Consider the following 18,420-nt stretch of genomic DNA (forward strand, 5'->3'; position numbering starts at 1 on the left):
ATTAGTCCCGGATCAGACCGCCATGACAGATTCAGATTACAGTTTTCGCTTCGGGGGCATCGCCCGCCTGTACGGCCAACGCGCGCTGGAGCGCTTTCGCAACGCCCACGTCTGTGTGATCGGCATTGGCGGCGTCGGCTCCTGGGCGGCGGAAGCCCTGGCCCGCTCAGGAGTGGGGACCATCACCCTGATCGATATGGACGACATCTGCGTGTCCAACACCAACCGGCAGATTCACGCTCTGCAAAACACGGTTGGACGCAATAAAATTGAAGTGATGGCGGAACGCATCAAGGCGATCAACCCGGAATGCGACGTGCGCACCGAGTTCAAATTCGTCACCGAGAAAAATGTGGCGGAACTATTGGATCGCGGCTACGACTTCATCATCGACGCTATCGACAGCGTACGCCATAAATGCGCCATCATCGCCTACTGCCGACGCAACAAGATCAAGATCGTCACCGTCGGCGGCGCGGGCGGCCAGACCGACCCCACCCGGATCGAAGCCTGCGATCTGAGCCGCACCTATCACGACCCGCTGCTGGCGAAAACCCGCAAACGCCTGCGTCAGGAATACAACTTCCCAGACAATCCGCAACGCCGTTTCGGCATTGAAGCGGTATTCTCCACTGAGCAGCAGGTCTATCCCGATGCCGGGGGTGAAGTCTGCCAGAGCAAACCGGGCAATATGGAGAGTACGCGTCTGGACTGCGCTTCCGGCTTTGGCGCCGCTACAGCGGTCACCGCCACTTTCGGATTTATCGCGGTGTCGCGGGTGCTGAAAAAGCTGCAGGAAAGCGCAGCCAAATAATCCCGCTCACGCCCTGTTTTTGCCCAACGAACAGCCCCAGTCCGCAGCGACGCCGAAACGTCGACAGTCCCTAGCGGTTTCCCGACGATGGCCTATGCTTAGACTATAGCGACCCTTCGACTTCCCGCAGCGGCCGGGCGCAGTCTTCCGAGTCGCGCCATAACCTCGGCGTACTGGGTTGAATGTTATGAACAGACGTGTAACGACTTTTCTGGGCTGCATCATCATGACGCTCGCCGCGACTTTCTGCAGCGCGGCGGAAACCATCACTATCAGCACCGGCGACTACTCCCCCTGGACCGTCGAAAAGTCCACCTATGGCGGCTACGTCAACCGTCTGGTGCGAGAAGCCTTCAAGCGCAAAAACATTCAAGTGGAGTTTGTTTATCTGCCCTGGAAAAGGGCTTACGAGGAAGTACGCAACTTGCGCGTCCACGCCAGCTCATTCTGGTTTTTCAATGAGGAGCGTAACGCGGAGTTTTATCAGGTGGGGCCCGTGTCCTGGCATAACGAGGTGTTCTTTCACCTCAAATCCAATCCGATCCCCAATTGGAACAAGCTCTCCGACCTGAAGCCCTATCGCGTTGGCGCCACCATCGGCTACACCTACTCCGACGAGTTCTGGAACGCCGCGCGCAGTAATGTGTTCGGGCTGGAGGAGACCGCCCGCGACGACATTAACTTCCGCAAGCTGCTGCGCCGTCGCATTGACCTCTTCCCCATCGACGAAATGACCGGCTGGCGCATTGTGCGGGAGCAGTTCGACTCTGGCATGGCGGACCTGCTGACCACCCTGGCCAAGCCGCTGACCACCACGCAGGGCTTCATTCTATTTTCCCGCGCCCACCCGGACAGCGAGCGCCTTTCCTCCCTGCTGACAACCAGCCTGGAGGAAATGGATAAAAACGGCCTCTTCGACAGCTACATGGACGATATGCTCAAAGGCAATTTTTAGCGCCTATTTCACGATCTGCTTTTTACTGCGGCCGCCTTTCTCACGCTCGCCCAGTACTTCGTTCACCGTCGGCACGGCAGTGCCGCCAAACTGCATTTCGTCCCAGGTGATCTGATCCTGGAAATCCTCCTTGGGAATATTCGCCTGGGCGTCATGAGGACGCACCGGCTCGCTTTGCGCATAGCGCACAACCAGATCGGAAATCGCAGTCAACGCATCAATATGGGTGCGCTCGTAGCCATGGGTGGCGTCAGTGCCGAAGGTTACCAGCGCATGGCGGATATCATGGCCTGCCTGCACCGCCGACACCGCGTCGCTGTAGTAGTAGCGGAATACATCGCGCTGATGGGGAATATGATGATCCTGACACAGATGAATCAGGTGCCGGGTCAAATGCCAGTCGAATGGCCCCGAGGAGTCTTTCATGGCGATGGTGACGCCATGCTCTTTCGCGTTCTGGCCTTCCGCTACCGGGCCGATATCAATGCCGACAAATTCGGTGACATCCGCTTCAATCGCGTGCCCGACGCCGGAGCCGATTTCTTCCGTCAGGGTAAAGATTGGCAGACAATCCATGGCCAGCGGCAGATCGTTCTCCACAATGGCTTTCAGCCCCGTCAACAATGCGGCGGTTCCCGCTTTGTTGTCCAGATGGCGTGAGACCACGAAGCCATTGGGCAGAAATTCCGGATTGGGATCAAAAGCCACGAAGTCGCCCACGCAGATACCAATTCTGAGGGCGTCATCTTTGGTGTAAATACATTCATCCACCCGGATTTCCACGTGATCCCAGGTCACCGGAAGGCGATCCACCTCCTCGTTGTAACGGTGTCCCGCCGCATATAAAGGCAATACCGATCCTCTGAAACAGCCGCTGTCGCTGAAGATAGTCACACGCGAGCCTTCCGCGAAGCGGCTCGACCAATGCCCCACCGGAGTCAGACACAAACGGCCGTTGGGCTTGATTTCACGCACCATGGCGCCGATGGTGTCCAGGTGCGTCACCACCGCCCGCTGCGGCGCATTCAGTTTGCCCCGCAATCGCCCTTTGATAGTGCCGCGCCGGGTCAGCTCATAATCAATGCCCAGCTCGCTCAAACGCTCGCACACGTATACAACCGCCCCATCCGTGAAGCCGGTGGGACAAGGAATGGCCAGCAATTCGAGCAATACTTTGGTGAGGTACTCAGAGTCCAGGGTATAGCCTTTCTCTTCTATCATAACTTCGCCTCTAAGATGCATGTCGTACGCTCCGCGTCAGCGGGAACAGCAAATCGATAAAACGTTGCGCCGTCGGCTGGGGCGCGTGATTCTCCAGCCCTGGGCGTTCATTAGCTTCAATAATGACGTAATCCGGCGAGGTGTGGTCCTTGACGATGAAGTCCATGCCCACCACCGGAATTTGCAGCGCTCTGGCGGCCTCTTCCGCCGCCGTGCGCAGTTCGGGATGCAGATCGTCGGTGACGTCAATCAGCGTACCGCCGGTATGTAGATTAGCGGTGCGCCGCACAAACAGGTGCGCTTCCACGGGCAACACGCTGTCCCAGTCATAGCCCGCCTCGCGAATACAGCGTTCGGTTTCCGCATCTATGGGGATCTGGCTCTCTCCCCCCGTCGCCGCGGCGCGCCGACGGCTTTGCTTTTCCACCAAAGTGCGGATGGAGTCGCGTCCGTTGCCGTAGATCTCCGCCGGGCGACGAATCGCCGCCGCCACCGTGTCGAAGTCGATCACCACCACCCGCAGGTCGAATCCGGGATGATAAGTCTCCAGCAACACCGAGGAGGAAACACCCTCTGCTTTGCTGATCGCGGCATGCAGGTCGTCCACATTGCGGATATCCACGGAGATGCCTTTGCCCTGCTCACTATCCAAGGGCTTCACCACCACCGCTCCGTGATCGGCAAGAAACTCTTCCGCTTGCTCCCGCGAGTGATACAGTTGATAAATCGGCGTGCGCAAACCGGCGCGGGCGCAGGTGCGATGCGTCAGCATCTTGTTCTGACACAGGGACATGGTCAGCGCCGACGTCATGTCGGTGAGAGACTCATGGCAACGTATGCGACGACCGCCAAAGCTCAAGGTAAACAGGTTGTTGGCTTCATCGTCGATCACCACCTCGATGCCTCTGCGCATGGCCTCGTTAACGATGATTTTGGCGTAAGGGTTCAGCTTCGCGGATGGCTCCGGTCCCACGAACAACTTCTCATTGATGGCGTTTTTCTTTTTCAGCGCAAAGGTGCGTATCGCCTGAAACCCAAGCTTTTCATAGAGCGCTTTGGCTTCGTAATTGTCATGCAGCACGCTGAGGTCCATGTATTGGCATTCCCGCGTTTGAAAGTATTCCGCCAGATAGCGCACCAGCGCTTCGCCGACGCCCGGCGTCTTACTGTCCGGGGACACCGCCAGACACCACAGGCTGGAGCCTTTGCTGGGGTCGCCAAAGGCCTTGATGTGGTTCACGCCCATCACGGTGCCGATGATCTTGCCGCTGCCCAACGCCTCCGCCACCAGATAGACGACATCTTTGGAATGACGATGCGCGAGCACATGATCCACTGGTGCGCAGACCATTTTTCTCTGGGTGAAAATCGCATTCAGCGCTTCCACATCCGCCGTGCTGCTGGCCCGTCTGACCGTGACGCCCGGCAGAGCGCGCGTACGCGGACGATACTGACTCATCCACAAGCGCATGGTGTCGGAGGGGTCCAGAAACAGCGACTGCGGCGCATGACTCAGCACCACATGCGGGTCCGCGACGTAGAGCGCGATATCGCGATCGCCGGTGGATTCTTCCGCCAGACTCTTCGCCAGCTCTTTCGGGCTTTCGAATGTATTCGCCAGCAGCAGTCGCCCCCAGCCGCAGTGAACGCTCACATTCCTGGGAGCGTCCACGTCCGCGTCGGCGCGTATATGTTCCGCCTGCATGGATTCGTATGACGGCATTTGTTTGCGCAACATCCTTTCATGATGATGGCGGGGTGTAATAGCCATATTGATGTAACCTTTTCGTGCCTGAGGTTGCTTAGCGCAGCGCCGGTGAGACGCTGCGGGCTTCACGGCTGAATAATGCTTACCGTTATAAATTGTGGCGCTGCAGCCAAAGCTCCAGCAGGCCAAGCTGCCAGAGTTTGGAGCCGCGCAACGGCGTAATGTGCATATCGGGCGACAACAACAGGTTGTCCACATAAGCCTGATCAAACAGGCCGCGCTCCCGTGCGCATTGCGTGGACAGGGCTTCCTTCACCCATTCCAGAATAGTACCGCGCAGATACTTCAGCGCAGGCACTGGAAAATAGCCTTTGGGGCGGTCGATCACTTGAGAAGGAATCACGCGGCGCGCGGCTTCCTTCAAAATCCATTTGCCTTCATCCCTCACCTTCAATGGCGATGGGATACGCGCGGCCAACTCAACCAGTTCGTGATCAAGGAACGGCACCCGCGCCTCCAAGCCGGCGGACATTGTCATGTTATCCACCCGCTTCACCGGGTCGTCCACCAACATGACGCTCATATCCAGACGCAACGCCTTGTCCACCGGGTCATTGGCGCCGGGACGCAGGAAGTGCTGCTTGACGAACTCGCCAGCGTAATCCGGCGCTATCCAGCGAGGCTGCACTGTCTGCTTGTATTCCTCGTAACTGCGGTCAAAAAACGCTTCGCGATAACAGGCGTAGGGGTCTTGCGCGCCCACCAGAGGCGGATACCAGTGATAGCCGCCGAACACTTCATCGGCGCCCTGCCCGCTCTGCACCACGCGACAGTACTTGCTGACTTCCTGGGACAACAGATAAAACGCCACGCAGTCGTGGCTGACCATCGGTTCCGACATCGCATCGATCGCTTTTGGCAAGGCCGAAAACATGCGGTCCGAGGCGATCTGAATCTTGTGATGACGCGTACTGAAATGATTGGCGATGATATCGGAATAGTGGAACTCGTCCCCTTCTTCCCCGCCAACCGCTTCAAAGCCGATGGAGAAAGTCTGAAATCCGTCCGGAACCACTTCCGCCAGCAATCCGACCAGCAGACTGCTGTCGACGCCGCCGGAGAGCAGCACGCCGACCTCAACCGCCGCGTTATTGCGACGGCGCACGGACGCGAATAAAGCCTCCAGCAGACGATCGCGCCAATCATCCGCAGTCAGCGTCTCGTCGCCGGGCTGCATGCCGAAAGCAAGACTCCAGTAGCTGCCCGTGTTGATGTTTCCGGTTTTATCCAGCTCCATCCAGGTTCCCGGCTGCACTTTGTAGATGCCCTCAAAAATCGTATCAGGCGCCGGTGTGACGGAGTGGAAGTTGAGATACATATTCAACGCTTTGGGGTTGATCCGCGCGTTGAAGTCCGACGCTTTCGCCAGCGCCGGCATAAATGAGGAGAAACGCAGCGCTTTGGCGTCATGTTGAAAATACAGCGGCTTGATGCCGAGACGGTCGCGGGCCAGCATCGTTTTACCGCTGTCGCGCTCCCAAACAGCCAGCGCAAACATGCCGTTGAACCGGGTCAGGCAATCCTTGCCCCATGCATGATAGGCCTTCAACACCACTTCCGTATCGCCGTCAGAATAAAATGTATAGCCCCGACCTTCCAATTCAGTGCGCAATTCCCGGTGATTGTAGATAGCGCCATTGAACACCAGCGCCAACCCTAACGCAGGGTCGTACAGCGGCTGCTGGGATGCGTCGGAAAGGTCCATGATTTTCAGGCGCCGATGGCCGAATGCGATATTGTTCTGCACGAAGACGCCTTCGGCGTCCGGGCCGCGGGGGGTTTGAATGTCGTTGGCGTGACGGATGAAATTTAAATCGGGCGAGTGGTTGTCGAAGCGGATCTCTCCGCATATGCCACACATAAGAACTCCTTGGTTTGTTCATACATATAGCTGATCAATATTAGCACACATTTACTTTGACAACAAAGTAAACACATGACGAAAAACCTCCTATACTTCTGTTTTTAGGCTATTTTAAAATTTTGTCATGTAATATTTATGTCACAAATTAAAAGGTGGATAGCCCAACAAGTATGAAGGATAATATGAGTTTTTCCATTGATGTAATTTACCCATGACTCGACACGATGAAGTATTGGTCCTGATACGAAGGATTATTCGTGCAGCGGACCTCCGCTCCAAGCAATTGGGCAAAGAAACCGGACTCACCGCGCCGCAGTTACTAATTCTTCGCTCTATCGACGACTCCCGAAACACAACGATGAGCCAGGTCGCGCAGAACATCAGTCTGAGCCAGGCGACGGTCACCAGTATCGTTGACCGCCTGGAAAAGAAAAATCTGGTGGCGCGTATTCGCGACTCGGTAGACAAGCGTCGCATTTATCTGGTGCTGACGGATGAAGGCAAAGAAGTACTGGCGGGCGCGCCTCGGCCGCTGCAGGAGCTGTTCACCTCCCGCTTCGACAACCTGCCGGAGTGGGAGCAATATCTGATCCTGGCCAGCCTCGCCAAAGTCGCGGACATGATGGACGCCACCGATATCGACGCATCGCCGTTGCTGGCGGTGGGCTCCGTCACCTAAGGCTGGTCGCAAGAGGCGCTTAGCCGGCCTTTTGGCCTGAAAACGAAAACGCCCGGCTTTAGGCCGGGCGTTTTGCATTCAGCGTTACGGGATCAACCGCCGAACTTGGCTTTCGCCTTGCGACGATAGGCATGCAGCAACGGCTCGGTGTAACCGTTGGGCTGCTCGCATCCTTTCAGCACCAGGTCGCAGGCGGCTTGAAACGCCACGCTGTCGTCAAAGTTCGGCGCCATATTGCGGTAACTGGGGTCGCCTGCATTCTGACGGTCTACAATCGCCGCCATGCGCTGCATGGTTTCCAGCACCTGCTCTTTTGAGCAAACGCCATGACGCAGCCAGTTGGCGATATGCTGACTGGAAATCCGCAACGTGGCGCGGTCTTCCATCAGACCCACATCATTGATGTCAGGCACTTTCGAACATCCCACGCCCTGATCGACCCAGCGCACCACATAGCCCAAAATGCCCTGCGCATTGTTATCCAGCTCCTGCTGAATATCCTGCGCGGACAAAGTCTGGTCGCCCAGCAATGGAATGGTCAGGATATCGTCCAGAGACGCACGCGTACGGGAAGCAAGCTCCTCCTGACGCGCCGCCACGTTCACCTTATGGTAATGCAGCGCATGCAAGGTCGCCGCCGTGGGTGACGGCACCCAGGCGCAGTTGGCGCCCGCCTGCGGATGACCAATCTTGGCTTGAAGCATTTGCGCCATTTCATCGGGAATCGGCCACATGCCTTTGCCGATCTGCGCCTTGCCTTTCAGACCTACCGCCAGACCGGTATCCACGTTCCAGTCTTCATAGGCGTTGATCCAGGGCTGCTGTTTCATCGCCGCCTTACGCACGACTGGACCCGCTTCCATACTGGTGTGGATTTCATCGCCCGTGCGATCCAGGAATCCGGTATTGATGAACACCACGCGGTTCGCCGCCGCTTTGATGCACGCCTTCAGATTGATAGTAGTGCGACGCTCTTCGTCCATGATGCCGACTTTCAGAGTGAAGCGCGGCAGTCCCAGCGCATCTTCGATGCGAGCGAACAGATCATTGGTGAACGTCACCTCTTCCGGGCCATGCATCTTCGGTTTTACGATATAGACGCTGCCGGTCTTGCTGTTGCGTAAAGGACCTTCGCCTTTCAGATCGTGAATGGCGATCAGCGACGTCATCATGCCGTCCAGGATGCCTTCCGGAATTTCTTCGCCATTGCTGTCGAGCACGGCGTCGATCGTCATCAAATGACCGACGTTGCGCACGAACAACAGGCTGCGCCCGGGCAGGCTGAAACGCTCGCCATTCGGGGCGATGTATTCGCGGTCAACGTGCAACGTACGAGTAACGGGTTTGCCGCCCTTGTCGAAGGTTTCCGCCAGGTCGCCTTTCATCAGGCCCAGCCAGTTGCCGTACGCCACCACTTTGTCTTCCGCGTCCACCGCGGCCACAGAATCTTCACAGTCCTGAATGGTGGTCAACGCAGCTTCCATCAAGACATCTTTAACGCCAGCGGGATCGGTTTTGCCGATAGGGCTGCTTGCATCAATCTGAATCTCGAAGCGCAATCCATTGTTTTGCAGCAGAAGGCCTTTAGGCGCGGAGGGTTCGCCGACGTAGCCGGCCAACTTGCTTTCATCCAGCAGACCGACGCTGGAGCCGGACTGCAGTTTCACCGCCAGACGTCCGTTCTCCACGCTGTAGCCGATGGCGTCTTTGTGACTGCCGGAGGCCAAAGGAGCGGCTTCGTCAAGAAACTTACGGGCGAACTCGATGACCATGGCGCCGCGCACCGGATTATAGCCTTTGCCCTTTTCCGCGCCGTTTTCTTCGGAGATGACATCGGTGCCATACAACGCATCGTACAGGCTGCCCCAGCGCGCATTGGCGGCATTCAGAGCGAAGCGGGCGTTCATCACCGGCACAACCAACTGCGGACCGGCCATGGTGGCGATTTCCGGGTCCACATTGGCGGTGGCGATCTGGAAGTCTTCCGCTTCCGGCGCCAGATAACCGATGTCTTGTAGAAATGTTTTATAGGCCGACAGATCGACCTTACCTGGGTTCTCGCGGTGCCAGGCGTCGATCTGCGCCTGCAGCTCATCGCGTTTTTTCAATAACGCCTTGTTTCTGGGAGCCATTTCATTGATGACGGCTTCCAGCTCGGACCAGAACTTATCCGCAGAAACGCCAGTTCCGGGGATCGCTTTTTCATTCACGAAGTCGTACAGAACCTTAGCGACCTGTAAGCCGCCTACTTGTACTCTATCTGTCATAGTAAGCCTCAACACACTCTCTTGTGGTTTCCTGAATCCCTTCGCGCATCGACAGACCTGTGCGACATGATGCCGCAAAAGCCGCCGCAGACGCTTCATTACGGGTCCCCATCCGTTCCGAAGCAGGCGAAGAGCGCGTCATTTTACGTGAAAATACGTAGATAATCATGTGCAAAAGATTACTAGCAAAATTACGGCCCAGGTAATCGGGCGTAAGGATTAAACTGCCGCCGCAGAAAGGTCAGGTGCAAGTCTGCGTATCACCGATGCAATACCTATATAGAAACCTATATAGAAACCTATATAGATACATATATAGATACATATATAGATAGAAGGAGCGCTGGCAGTGAATCGAGATAGAGAGCTGGAGGAGAAAGCCGCGGAAGGAGCCAACGCCCCCGCCGCGCAGGCCTGGATAAGGCCAGTGTCGCAGGACGCTTAAGAGTACTGACCTACCTGATAGTCACCGGGAGTATACGCAAAAGTCTTCGCCAGGCGGTTCCAACTGTTGATCTGCGCGATAGCCAGAGCAAGGTTCGCCGCCTGCGCATGCCCAAACAGGCCGATCACTTTTTCCATCAAGGCGTCCTCGACTTTCTGCTCCGCTACCAGAGTCAGTGTCTCTGTCAGCGCCAGCGCCGCCCGCTCCTTGTCATCAAAGCAAGCCATTTCCCGCCACACTGCGACAGCGTTCAATTTCAACGGGTCAACGCCTGCCGCCACCGCATCCTTATAGTGCATGTCGACACAGTAAGCGCAGCCGTTAATCTGCGACGCCCGCAGGCGCACCAGTTCCAGCAACTCTTCTGCGAGACCGGTTCCGCGTACGTAGCTTTCCACCGCCATCATCGCGGCGTACAGGGGTTTGGGGATTTCAGCCAGGGCGATACGAGTGCTCATCATCATGTTCCTTCTATTAGTTAACGATATCGACTATAGCCATGGGCATTATCAATCTATGCAAAAAACTTAGGAATAAGGCCTATAATCAAATCTGTTTTGCATAAATTGCAAAGCCGATCATTTTCCGTCAACGTTAAAATACACCTATGCTCGACGAACTCAAAACCTTCATCAAATGCTGTGAATGCGGCAGCTTCTCCGCCGCCGGCAAGGCGCTGGTGTTATCTCCCTCATCCGTCTCCCGGCAAATCGACAATCTGGAGGCCAAGCTGCAGACCAAGCTTTTCCAGCGCACAACGAGACAGCTTATTCTCAGTGATGAAGGCCACTTTCTCCTCAAGCGCGCGGAAGACATTCTCGCGCTGGTCGACGACACCATTGCATCCTTACGCCAACAGCACAGCGAACCAGAGGGCCGCTTGCGCATTTCAGTGTTCGATAGCTACGGCAGATTACGCATCGCCCCCCTGCTGCCGCAATTCCTCGCGCTTTATCCCAAAGTCAGCATCGACATTGAGCTGGAAAATCAGATTGTGGATCTGTATCGGGACGCCGTGGACATCGCCATACGCATCGGCCCGCCGGAAGACTCACGGCTTAAAGCCAAGAAATTGACTGACGGCCGCACACTGTTATGCGCCAGCCCGGACTACGTGCAAAGGTTTGGCTCACCACAAACACCCGACGAACTGGCGCAACATAACTGTCTACTGATCAGTCGCGGACGCCGTCAGGCCTGGTGGCACTTTCGCAAGGGCCAGGAGTATCGTCGCGTGCAGGTGCAAGGCTCCATCCGCTCCGCCGGCGGCACGCCGCTACTGGAATGCGCGCTACAAGGCGCGGGTGTCACGCTGCTCACACAATGGTCGATGCAGCCCTATATAGATGAAGGACGTTTACTGCAGTTGCTGCCGCAATGGGACGCCTCGCTCTATGCGGAAAAAAGCGCCGAGATTTATGCGGTCTACATTGATAACCACTACATGCGGCCGGCTATTCGGGCTTTTTTGGACTTTCTTGGCGCTCAAATCCCTCAATAGAACCCTTCACGGAAAGATAAAAAACCGCCGGCAAGCGACTTTCATCGAATAATACCCTCAATTTTTTCCGTTCCTTCCTCTTCGCGTTCTTTGTCCCCGTGAACTAATCGGCGCCTTTGTCCCAATTAGTTCACATATCCCAAATGGACTATTTCTCAGTTCAAAAAATAGCCAATTTTTTGACGCATTTTTGTACATTTTATGTGCGTTTTACAACTTTTGACTAAAAATTAATCCGTAGAATGGCCCCATCAGTTACGAATCACCATTCATCTGGGGAATAACAACATGACTACTACTACCAAATTTACAGCAAAAGTTTTCAGCGTCATTCTGGCTAGCGGCCTGTTGGCTCAACTGGCTCCCATGGCGGAAGCCGCTTCCTGGAAGCGCTCTAACGACACACAAGTCAGCACTAAGGGTTCCTGGAAAAAGACCACAGACGTCACTACTACTGATACCTCTACTACAAGTAGCTCTACTACTGACACGTCTACGACTAGCACTTCCAGCACTGACAGCTCTACTGCTACGGACACTTCCACAACCACCACTGTTGCGGATACCTCCACCAGCAGTACGACCGCCACGGAAGAGCAAACTGTAGCGGTAGACATCAAAATTACTTTCCAGCCGGTGTCTCAGTACGTGTCAGTCAACAACCTGACCACATTGAACGTCTCCGCCACTGGCAGTGGAACCCTGGCTTACCAATGGCGTAAGGACGGCGTGGCTATCCCGGACGCGGTTAAGTCTTACTACGACATCAGCGCCGCCGCCATGGACGACGAGGGGACCTATGACGTCATCGTCTCCAACAGCACTGGCTCCGTGGTCAGCAACAGCGCGCAAGTCACTGTGTTCGTAGACAGAACCGCCAACATGTTCTGGCAGCCGCCCACTACTCGCGAAGACGGCAGCGCGCTGGCTCTGGAAGACATCTCAGGCTACCGCATCTACGTCACTAACGACGCAGGTTCCCTGGAAGCGACTTATGACGTGCCCGCTGGCCAGTACTATCACTACTTCGACAACCTGGAAACCGGCACGCACTACTTCACCATTACCGCCATCGACACCAGCGGTACGGAAAGCGACTTCTCTGACCTGATGAGCAAAACAATCTTCTAAGCCAACGCTGAGCAAGTTCAGAAAACAAAAAAGCGCAGGCGGGAAATTACCCGCCTGCGCTTTTTTCTGTCGAGCTGTCGAGCCGAAGATTTAAAACTTGAAGAGTCCAACCGCCGTGCGGATATCGCTACTGACCTCGTTTAACCTTGATGACATATCCGTGGTGGCTTCCGCCAATCCGTTGATCTCATTGGTTTGACCGCTCAGGTTATCAATGCTGCGGTCAATGCTCTGCACCGCTTCGCACTGCTCCGCCGTAGCCTGGGCGACTTGATGATTCAGCTCATGCATACGCGCCACCGCGTCGGAGATAGCCTCCAAGGCTTTGCGACAGTCGTCGATCTTCGCCACGCTGAGCTTGCTTTCGTTCAGGCTGACGCCGATCTCACCTACCGCGCTCTCCGCATCCCGTTGAAGGTTTTGCACCACTTCCTGTATTTCCGTGGTCGATTCATTGGTGCGCTTGGCCAGACTCCGCACCTCATCCGCCACCACCGCGAAACCACGCCCCAGCTCTCCCGCCCGGGCCGCTTCAATCGCCGCGTTCAACGCCAGCAAGTTAGTTTGCTCGGAAATGCCGCGAATCACATCCAGCACGCCGCCGATGGACTCGGTGCGCTGCGCCAGTTTGCCAATGACATCACTGGCGCTCTGAATGCGGTTGGCAAGGTCTTCGATTGAGCGCACCGACGCCGCCATCGCACTGCGGCCGGCTTCAGTGAGATCGGTCACCTCTTCCGCAATATGCGCGGCGCTGTCCGTCGTCTCCTGAATGCCTTTAGCCGTCGCGGTCATCTCGTTGGTCGCCGCCGCCACCATGGAGGTTTCCGCCTGTTGCTGATTGACTTGGTCCGCCAGTTTCAAACTGCCGTCAGCCCCTTCCGCCGCCACACCCTGCAGCACTTCGGTCGCCTTGCCGACATCGCTGATCAGGCTGCGGAATTTGAGCAGCATACGGTCCAGGGCCTCAGTGATATCCTGCAATTCATCTGAGTTGTCATAATCGATGGTGCGGGTCAGATCATTCTGCGCTTCGATGTCGGAAATCACCCGAGTCACTTTGCGCACCGGGCGCACGACCGACCAGATGAAGAAAGCGCCCAATAACAGACAGGAGATCACCATAAAACCAAGCCCCACCAGGCTCGCCCGGCGCGCATCGTCTACGGCGCCGCCAATCGACAAAGCGCCCTCCTGCACCAGGCTGCCCTGATGCGCGACCTTATCGGCCGCCGCCGCCACGCCTTCCGCCGAGGTTTTCTGCGCCATCTCGTACTCGCCGCGAATCTGGTTCAGCATAGTGATGAACTTAATGGCCTCTCCCCGCGCCCGTTCGCTCATGGACTTACCCATGCTCATGGAGCGCTCCTCGTAGAACCCGAACATTCTCACTGCGAAGCCCTGATACCGGTCCAACGCATCCTGAATCTTTTTGAAACGCTCCTCTCGCTCGGGATCATTCGCCGCCAGATCCGCCAGCATTTTTTTAACCCGACCGTAGGTGGTTTCGCCCAAGCTCAATGAATTGCGGTCCGCAGCCAGAGAGGCGTGGAAAAACCAGTACTGCAACTCGCTCAACAACAACTGCGCCTGGGTAATCGCCGCCACCCTGTCATAGATTTTCTGCTGCTCCCCCATCAACTGGTTCTGCTCACGCACCAACTCGTTCTGCGCGTCAATGCTTTGCAACTGCACAGAGACCGTGTCGGATATTTCGCTGATGCGGAGATTCAAAAAATAGGATGACGTCGCCGAGATAAGAATAAAGACCAGGAACAACAGGATAACGCGCGCCTTAATGGTCATTAACAAGCGCAATGACGTAGGTAACTTCATGACCAACCTCTACAAATTTATTTTTTTTGGTGCGTAACCAACTAAGTATAGACGGCGCATGAAGGCTTAACCGGCGCAACTGTAATATGTTGTTGCAGGCCCGCCGACACTGTGAGCGGAGTCAAGCTACGCCGGGGTTCTGGCGTAAAAGAGGAGTCAGTTTGGGGAGAGCGAAGAGAACGGAAAAGGAACGGGCGCAGCGCGCCCTTTCCTATCAAGCGACAGTAGTGGCGACATCCAGACCAAGGGACAAAGACAGCTCCACGCGGTCGCCGGATTGCAGACGACCGACGCCGGCCGGCGTGCCGGTAAGCGCCACATCGCCAGGCATCAGTGTGAAATGCGAGGACATATAGGCCAGGAGAGGCGCTATTGCGGTGATCATGTCCGACGCTTTGCCGTCCTGACGTAGCTCGCCGTTCAGATACATGCTGAAATTCAGGTCGGCGAGGTCGTCCTCCGCCGTCACGGAAACGAAGTCCGACAACGGGCAGGCGCCGTCAAAGCTCTTGGCGATTTCCCAGGGAAGGCCTTTTTCCTTCAGAGCGGATTGCAGGTCGCGCCGGGTCAGATCCAGGGCCAGGCCGACGCCGATGACGGCGCTGCGCGCCTCCTGTGGGGTCGCGTTTTTCAACGATTTGCCGATAAGCAGGGCGATTTCCGTTTCATAGTGCACATCCCCCTCCGGAATAACCAGGGGACCCCGCATCTCCACCACCGCAGTACTCGGCTTAATGAACAGAATGGGCGTGGTCGGCACCGGGTTGTTTAACTCCCGGGCGTGCTCAGCGTAATTACGTCCTACGCACACCACTTTACCGATCTGACTCTCAAAATCGCCGCCGCCAATAAAACGCGCCTTGACCATAGCAAACGCTCCGTTTTCCCGTTTAGATATCCAGCACTTTGCCGGGGTTCATCACATTGTTGGGATCAAACGCTACCTTGATCGCCTTCAGGTAAGCGATTTCCTCCGGAGCGCGGGTGTATTGCAGATAGTCCTTTTTCAGCAAGCCCACGCCATGCTCGGCGGAAACGCTGCCTTGATGACGCTGCACCGTTTCAAACACCTGGGTGTTCACTTCTTCACACTTGGCGAAGAATTCTTCTTTAGCCAGACCTTCCGGCTTCAGAATATTCAAGTGCAGGTTGCCGTCGCCGATATGGCCGAACCAGATGATCTCGAAATCCGGGTAACGACTGGCGACGATGCCGTCGATCTCTGTCAGGAATTCAGGCACCTTGCTGGGAACGACCGAAATATCGTTCTTGTAAGGCGTGAACTTGGAAATAGTGTCGGAAATATCTTCACGCAGACGCCACAGATTCTTAGCCTGGGTTTCGCTCTGGCTGATGACGCCATCCACCACCCAGCCGTTTTCCATGCACTCCTCGAAAACGCCCATGGCTTCTTCCAGAGTTTCTTCCGTCAGCGATTCAAACTCCAGCAATGCGTAAAACGGCGCTTCGCCCTCGAAAGGCGCCGTCACATCGCCATTGGCCAGCACATGGCGCAACGCTTTGTCGGAGAAAAATTCGAATGCGGTCAGGTCGATGCGGCGGGAAAACGCCTGCAATACATCCATCACGTGATTGAAATGGCTCAGGCCGAGCACCAGCACCGTGAGGTTTTTAGGCTGACGGGTCAGCTTCATGGTGGCTTCGGTGATGAAGCCCAAAGTGCCCTCGGCGCCAATAAACAGGTGGCGCAGATCATAGCCGGTGTTGTTCTTGGCCAGACCTTTGTTGAGTTCGAGAATATCGCCCTTGCCGGTGACCACTTTCAGGCCGGCCACCCAATCGCGGCTCATGCCCCAGCGAATCACCTTGATGCCGCCGGCGTTGGTGGACAGGTTGCCGCCGATCTGGCTGGAGCCGGCGGAGGCGAAGTCCACCGGATAAAACAGTCCCTGCTCCTCGGCGAAGTTCTGCAGTTGCTCGGTAATGACTCCGGCCTGACAGACGACAGTGCGGTCGGCGGGATTGAAGTCGCTGACCTTGTTCATGGCGTCGAACGCCACCACCACTTCACCGGAGGCCGCCACCGCGCCGGCGCTCAGCCCCGTACGGCCGCCCGACGGCACCAGGGCGAAGCCCATTTCATTGGCCGCCAGCACTATCGCCTGCACTTCTTCCGTGGTTTTGGGTAACACGACAGCCACGGGATCGGGCTCGTATTTCTTGGTCCAGTCCTTGCCGTACGCCTGCAAGGAATCCGCATCCGTCAACACTTTGCCGGAGACGACAATGGCCTTAAGCCTCTCAACGATCTGTTCCGCCGCAACCTTACTCATAGGATTTCTCAACAACACCTTGTAATCAGCGTCCGGAAAACCGCGTCGCCACTGCGCGCGCAGCCTTTTCCCACATGCCGTGGAGAGACATCGGTCAACCGGCGATTTATATGAATATGCGAGTTCAAAAAGCGGCGATTATGGTATCATACGCGCCCTGCGCTGTAGATCCCTGATGCGATTTATGTCTGAATCCGGGGTTTGGTCACCAACAGCAGAGCCCAAAATGCTAAGCGCCAGTGGCGGAGTTTGTCGGCGCCGTTCCCAGCCTGAAAAATAGAATAACGATGGAGGCGGCCCGGGAAGCCTTTCTGTTTAAGAACTTAGCGGCGGAAATAAGTGCGATTACACAAAAGGTCCGAACCGATATGACACAGACGTCCTTAGACAAGAGCAAGATCAAGTTCCTTCTTCTCGAAGGTGTGCACCAGTCTGCGATAGACACCCTGCAAGCGGCTGGCTACACCAATATCGAGTATCACAAGGGCTCCCTGCCCGAACAGGAACTGAAAGAACGCATCGCTGACGCTCACTTCATCGGAATACGCTCCCGCACCCAGCTCACTGAAAGCGTGCTGGAAGAAGCGAAAAAGCTGATTGCGATCGGCTGTTTCTGTATCGGAACCAATCAGGTCGACCTTGACGCAGCGCTGGCGAAAGGCGTCGCCGTCTTCAACGCCCCCTACTCCAATACCCGCTCTGTCGCCGAACTGGTGCTGGCGGAAGCTATTCTGCTGCTGCGCGGCATTCCTGAGAAAAATGCGTCTGCGCATCGCGGCGGCTGGTTGAAGCATGCGAAGGACAGCTATGAAATTCGCGGCAAAAACCTGGGCATTGTCGGTTACGGCAGCATCGGCGCGCAGTTGAGCATCATGGCGGAAGCCATGGGGATGAAAGTCTACTTCTACGACGTTTCCACCAAACTGCCCCTGGGCAACGCCACACAGGTGGACAGCCTGAAAGAATTGCTGGCTATCAGCGACATCGTCACGCTGCACGTGCCGGAAACTCATAGCACCAAAGATATGATGGGCGCGGCGGAATTCGAGGCGATGAAGGACAAGAGCATCTTCATCAACGCCTCCCGCGGCACTGTCGTGGATATCGACGCCCTGGCGGACGCGTTGCGCGCCAAAAAGCTGCTCGGCGCCGCGATCGACGTATTCCCGGTGGAGCCTCGCTCCAATGACGAGGAGTTCGTCTCTCCCCTGCGCGAGTTCGACAACGTCATTCTGACGCCTCATGTTGGCGGCAGCACCATGGAAGCCCAGGAAAACATCGGTCGCGAAGTCGGCGAGAAGCTGGCCAAGTACAGCGACACCGGCGCCACCGTGACATCCGTCAACTTCCCGGAAGTGTCTCTGCCTTCGCACCCGCAGAACCATCGCTTGCTGCACATCCACGAAAACGTGCCGGGCGTGCTGTCCGAGATCAACAGCGTGTTCTCCGACAACGGCATCAACATCTGCGGTCAGTACCTGCAGACCAACGATAAAGTCGGTTATGTGGTCGTGGACGTGAACAAGGATTACAGCGATCTGGCGCTGCAAAAACTCAAGTCCGTCAAAGGCACCATTCGCTGCCGCGTGCTGTTCTAAGCAGCCCGTTCAGCGAGCTAGACGCCGCTCGCACTGGTCAAGAGATC

The 18,420-nt window shown here is 56.3% G+C and carries 14 protein-coding genes; 6 read left to right on the top strand and 8 right to left on the bottom strand.

The window, feature by feature from the left end:
- The first annotated feature begins 22 nt into the window (after window positions 1-22).
- Together tcdA and ONV78_RS18100 are read left to right on the top strand one after the other, a co-directional pair.
- Window positions 23-814: a tRNA cyclic N6-threonylcarbamoyladenosine(37) synthase TcdA gene (tcdA, locus tag ONV78_RS18095; protein ID WP_279505241.1), complete on the top strand. Its 792-nt coding sequence runs from the start codon at window positions 23-25 to the stop codon at window positions 812-814.
- A 187-nt stretch (window positions 815-1,001) separates the two neighbouring features.
- On the top strand, window positions 1,002-1,769 hold the full coding sequence (locus tag ONV78_RS18100) for a transporter substrate-binding domain-containing protein (RefSeq protein ID WP_279505244.1): 768 nt from the start codon (window positions 1,002-1,004) through the stop codon (window positions 1,767-1,769).
- A gap of 3 nt (window positions 1,770-1,772) precedes the next feature.
- Here the strand turns inward: ONV78_RS18100 and ONV78_RS18105 are convergent, their stop codons facing one another.
- The 3 genes from ONV78_RS18105 to ONV78_RS18115 form a co-directional block, all read right to left on the bottom strand.
- A complete protein-coding gene (locus ONV78_RS18105; protein ID WP_279505246.1) occupies window positions 1,773-2,990 on the bottom strand; it encodes an osmoprotectant NAGGN system M42 family peptidase in 1,218 nt (405 codons plus the stop codon).
- Window positions 2,991-3,000: 10 nt separating this feature from the next.
- A complete protein-coding gene (gene ngg, locus ONV78_RS18110) occupies window positions 3,001-4,761 on the bottom strand; it encodes an N-acetylglutaminylglutamine synthetase (RefSeq protein WP_279505248.1) in 1,761 nt (586 codons plus the stop codon).
- 85 nt (window positions 4,762-4,846) lie between these two features.
- Window positions 4,847-6,619, bottom strand: coding sequence for an N-acetylglutaminylglutamine amidotransferase (locus ONV78_RS18115; RefSeq protein ID WP_279505249.1), 1,773 nt, complete (start codon window positions 6,617-6,619; stop codon window positions 4,847-4,849).
- A 214-nt stretch (window positions 6,620-6,833) separates the two neighbouring features.
- Between ONV78_RS18115 and ONV78_RS18120 the strand changes: the two genes are divergently transcribed.
- Window positions 6,834-7,301, top strand: a complete 468-nt coding sequence (locus ONV78_RS18120) for a MarR family transcriptional regulator (protein ID WP_279505250.1) — start codon at window positions 6,834-6,836, stop codon at window positions 7,299-7,301.
- A gap of 92 nt (window positions 7,302-7,393) precedes the next feature.
- On the opposite strand, the gene ONV78_RS18125 is transcribed toward ONV78_RS18120, so the two are convergent.
- Both ONV78_RS18125 and ONV78_RS18130 read right to left on the bottom strand, forming a co-directional pair.
- Window positions 7,394-9,568, bottom strand: coding sequence for a malate synthase G (locus tag ONV78_RS18125; RefSeq protein ID WP_279505251.1), 2,175 nt, complete (start codon window positions 9,566-9,568; stop codon window positions 7,394-7,396).
- Between the two features lie 441 nt (window positions 9,569-10,009).
- Window positions 10,010-10,477 carry a carboxymuconolactone decarboxylase family protein gene (locus tag ONV78_RS18130; RefSeq protein ID WP_279505252.1) on the bottom strand — a complete coding sequence of 156 codons (468 nt, stop codon included), beginning with the start codon at window positions 10,475-10,477 and terminating at the stop codon, window positions 10,010-10,012.
- Window positions 10,478-10,620: 143 nt separating this feature from the next.
- Here ONV78_RS18130 and ONV78_RS18135 point away from each other — a divergent pair, with 143 nt between their 5' ends.
- Together ONV78_RS18135 and ONV78_RS18140 are read left to right on the top strand one after the other, a co-directional pair.
- Complete coding sequence (locus tag ONV78_RS18135) at window positions 10,621-11,514, top strand: LysR family transcriptional regulator (RefSeq protein WP_279505253.1); 894 nt, start codon at window positions 10,621-10,623, stop codon at window positions 11,512-11,514.
- Between the two features lie 288 nt (window positions 11,515-11,802).
- Window positions 11,803-12,645, top strand: coding sequence for an immunoglobulin domain-containing protein (locus tag ONV78_RS18140; protein ID WP_279505254.1), 843 nt, complete (start codon window positions 11,803-11,805; stop codon window positions 12,643-12,645).
- A 90-nt stretch (window positions 12,646-12,735) separates the two neighbouring features.
- On the opposite strand, the gene ONV78_RS18145 is transcribed toward ONV78_RS18140, so the two are convergent.
- From ONV78_RS18145 to ONV78_RS18155, 3 genes are all read right to left on the bottom strand, one after another.
- A complete protein-coding gene (locus ONV78_RS18145) occupies window positions 12,736-14,481 on the bottom strand; it encodes a methyl-accepting chemotaxis protein (protein ID WP_279505255.1) in 1,746 nt (581 codons plus the stop codon).
- 214 nt (window positions 14,482-14,695) lie between these two features.
- Complete coding sequence (locus tag ONV78_RS18150) at window positions 14,696-15,349, bottom strand: fumarylacetoacetate hydrolase family protein (RefSeq protein WP_279505257.1); 654 nt, start codon at window positions 15,347-15,349, stop codon at window positions 14,696-14,698.
- Between the two features lie 22 nt (window positions 15,350-15,371).
- Window positions 15,372-16,775, bottom strand: coding sequence for an FAD-binding oxidoreductase (locus ONV78_RS18155; protein WP_279505261.1), 1,404 nt, complete (start codon window positions 16,773-16,775; stop codon window positions 15,372-15,374).
- Window positions 16,776-17,143: 368 nt separating this feature from the next.
- Here ONV78_RS18155 and serA point away from each other — a divergent pair, with 368 nt between their 5' ends.
- The gene (gene serA, locus ONV78_RS18160) at window positions 17,144-18,373 is read left to right on the top strand and encodes a phosphoglycerate dehydrogenase (RefSeq protein ID WP_127972858.1); all 1,230 of its coding nucleotides are present in this window, start codon (window positions 17,144-17,146) and stop codon (window positions 18,371-18,373) included.
- Window positions 18,374-18,420: the final 47 nt, after the last annotated feature.

Origin of the sequence: Hahella sp. CR1 (assembly GCF_029813005.1) — a bacterium.
Taxonomy (GTDB): Bacteria; Pseudomonadota; Gammaproteobacteria; order Pseudomonadales; family Oleiphilaceae; genus Hahella.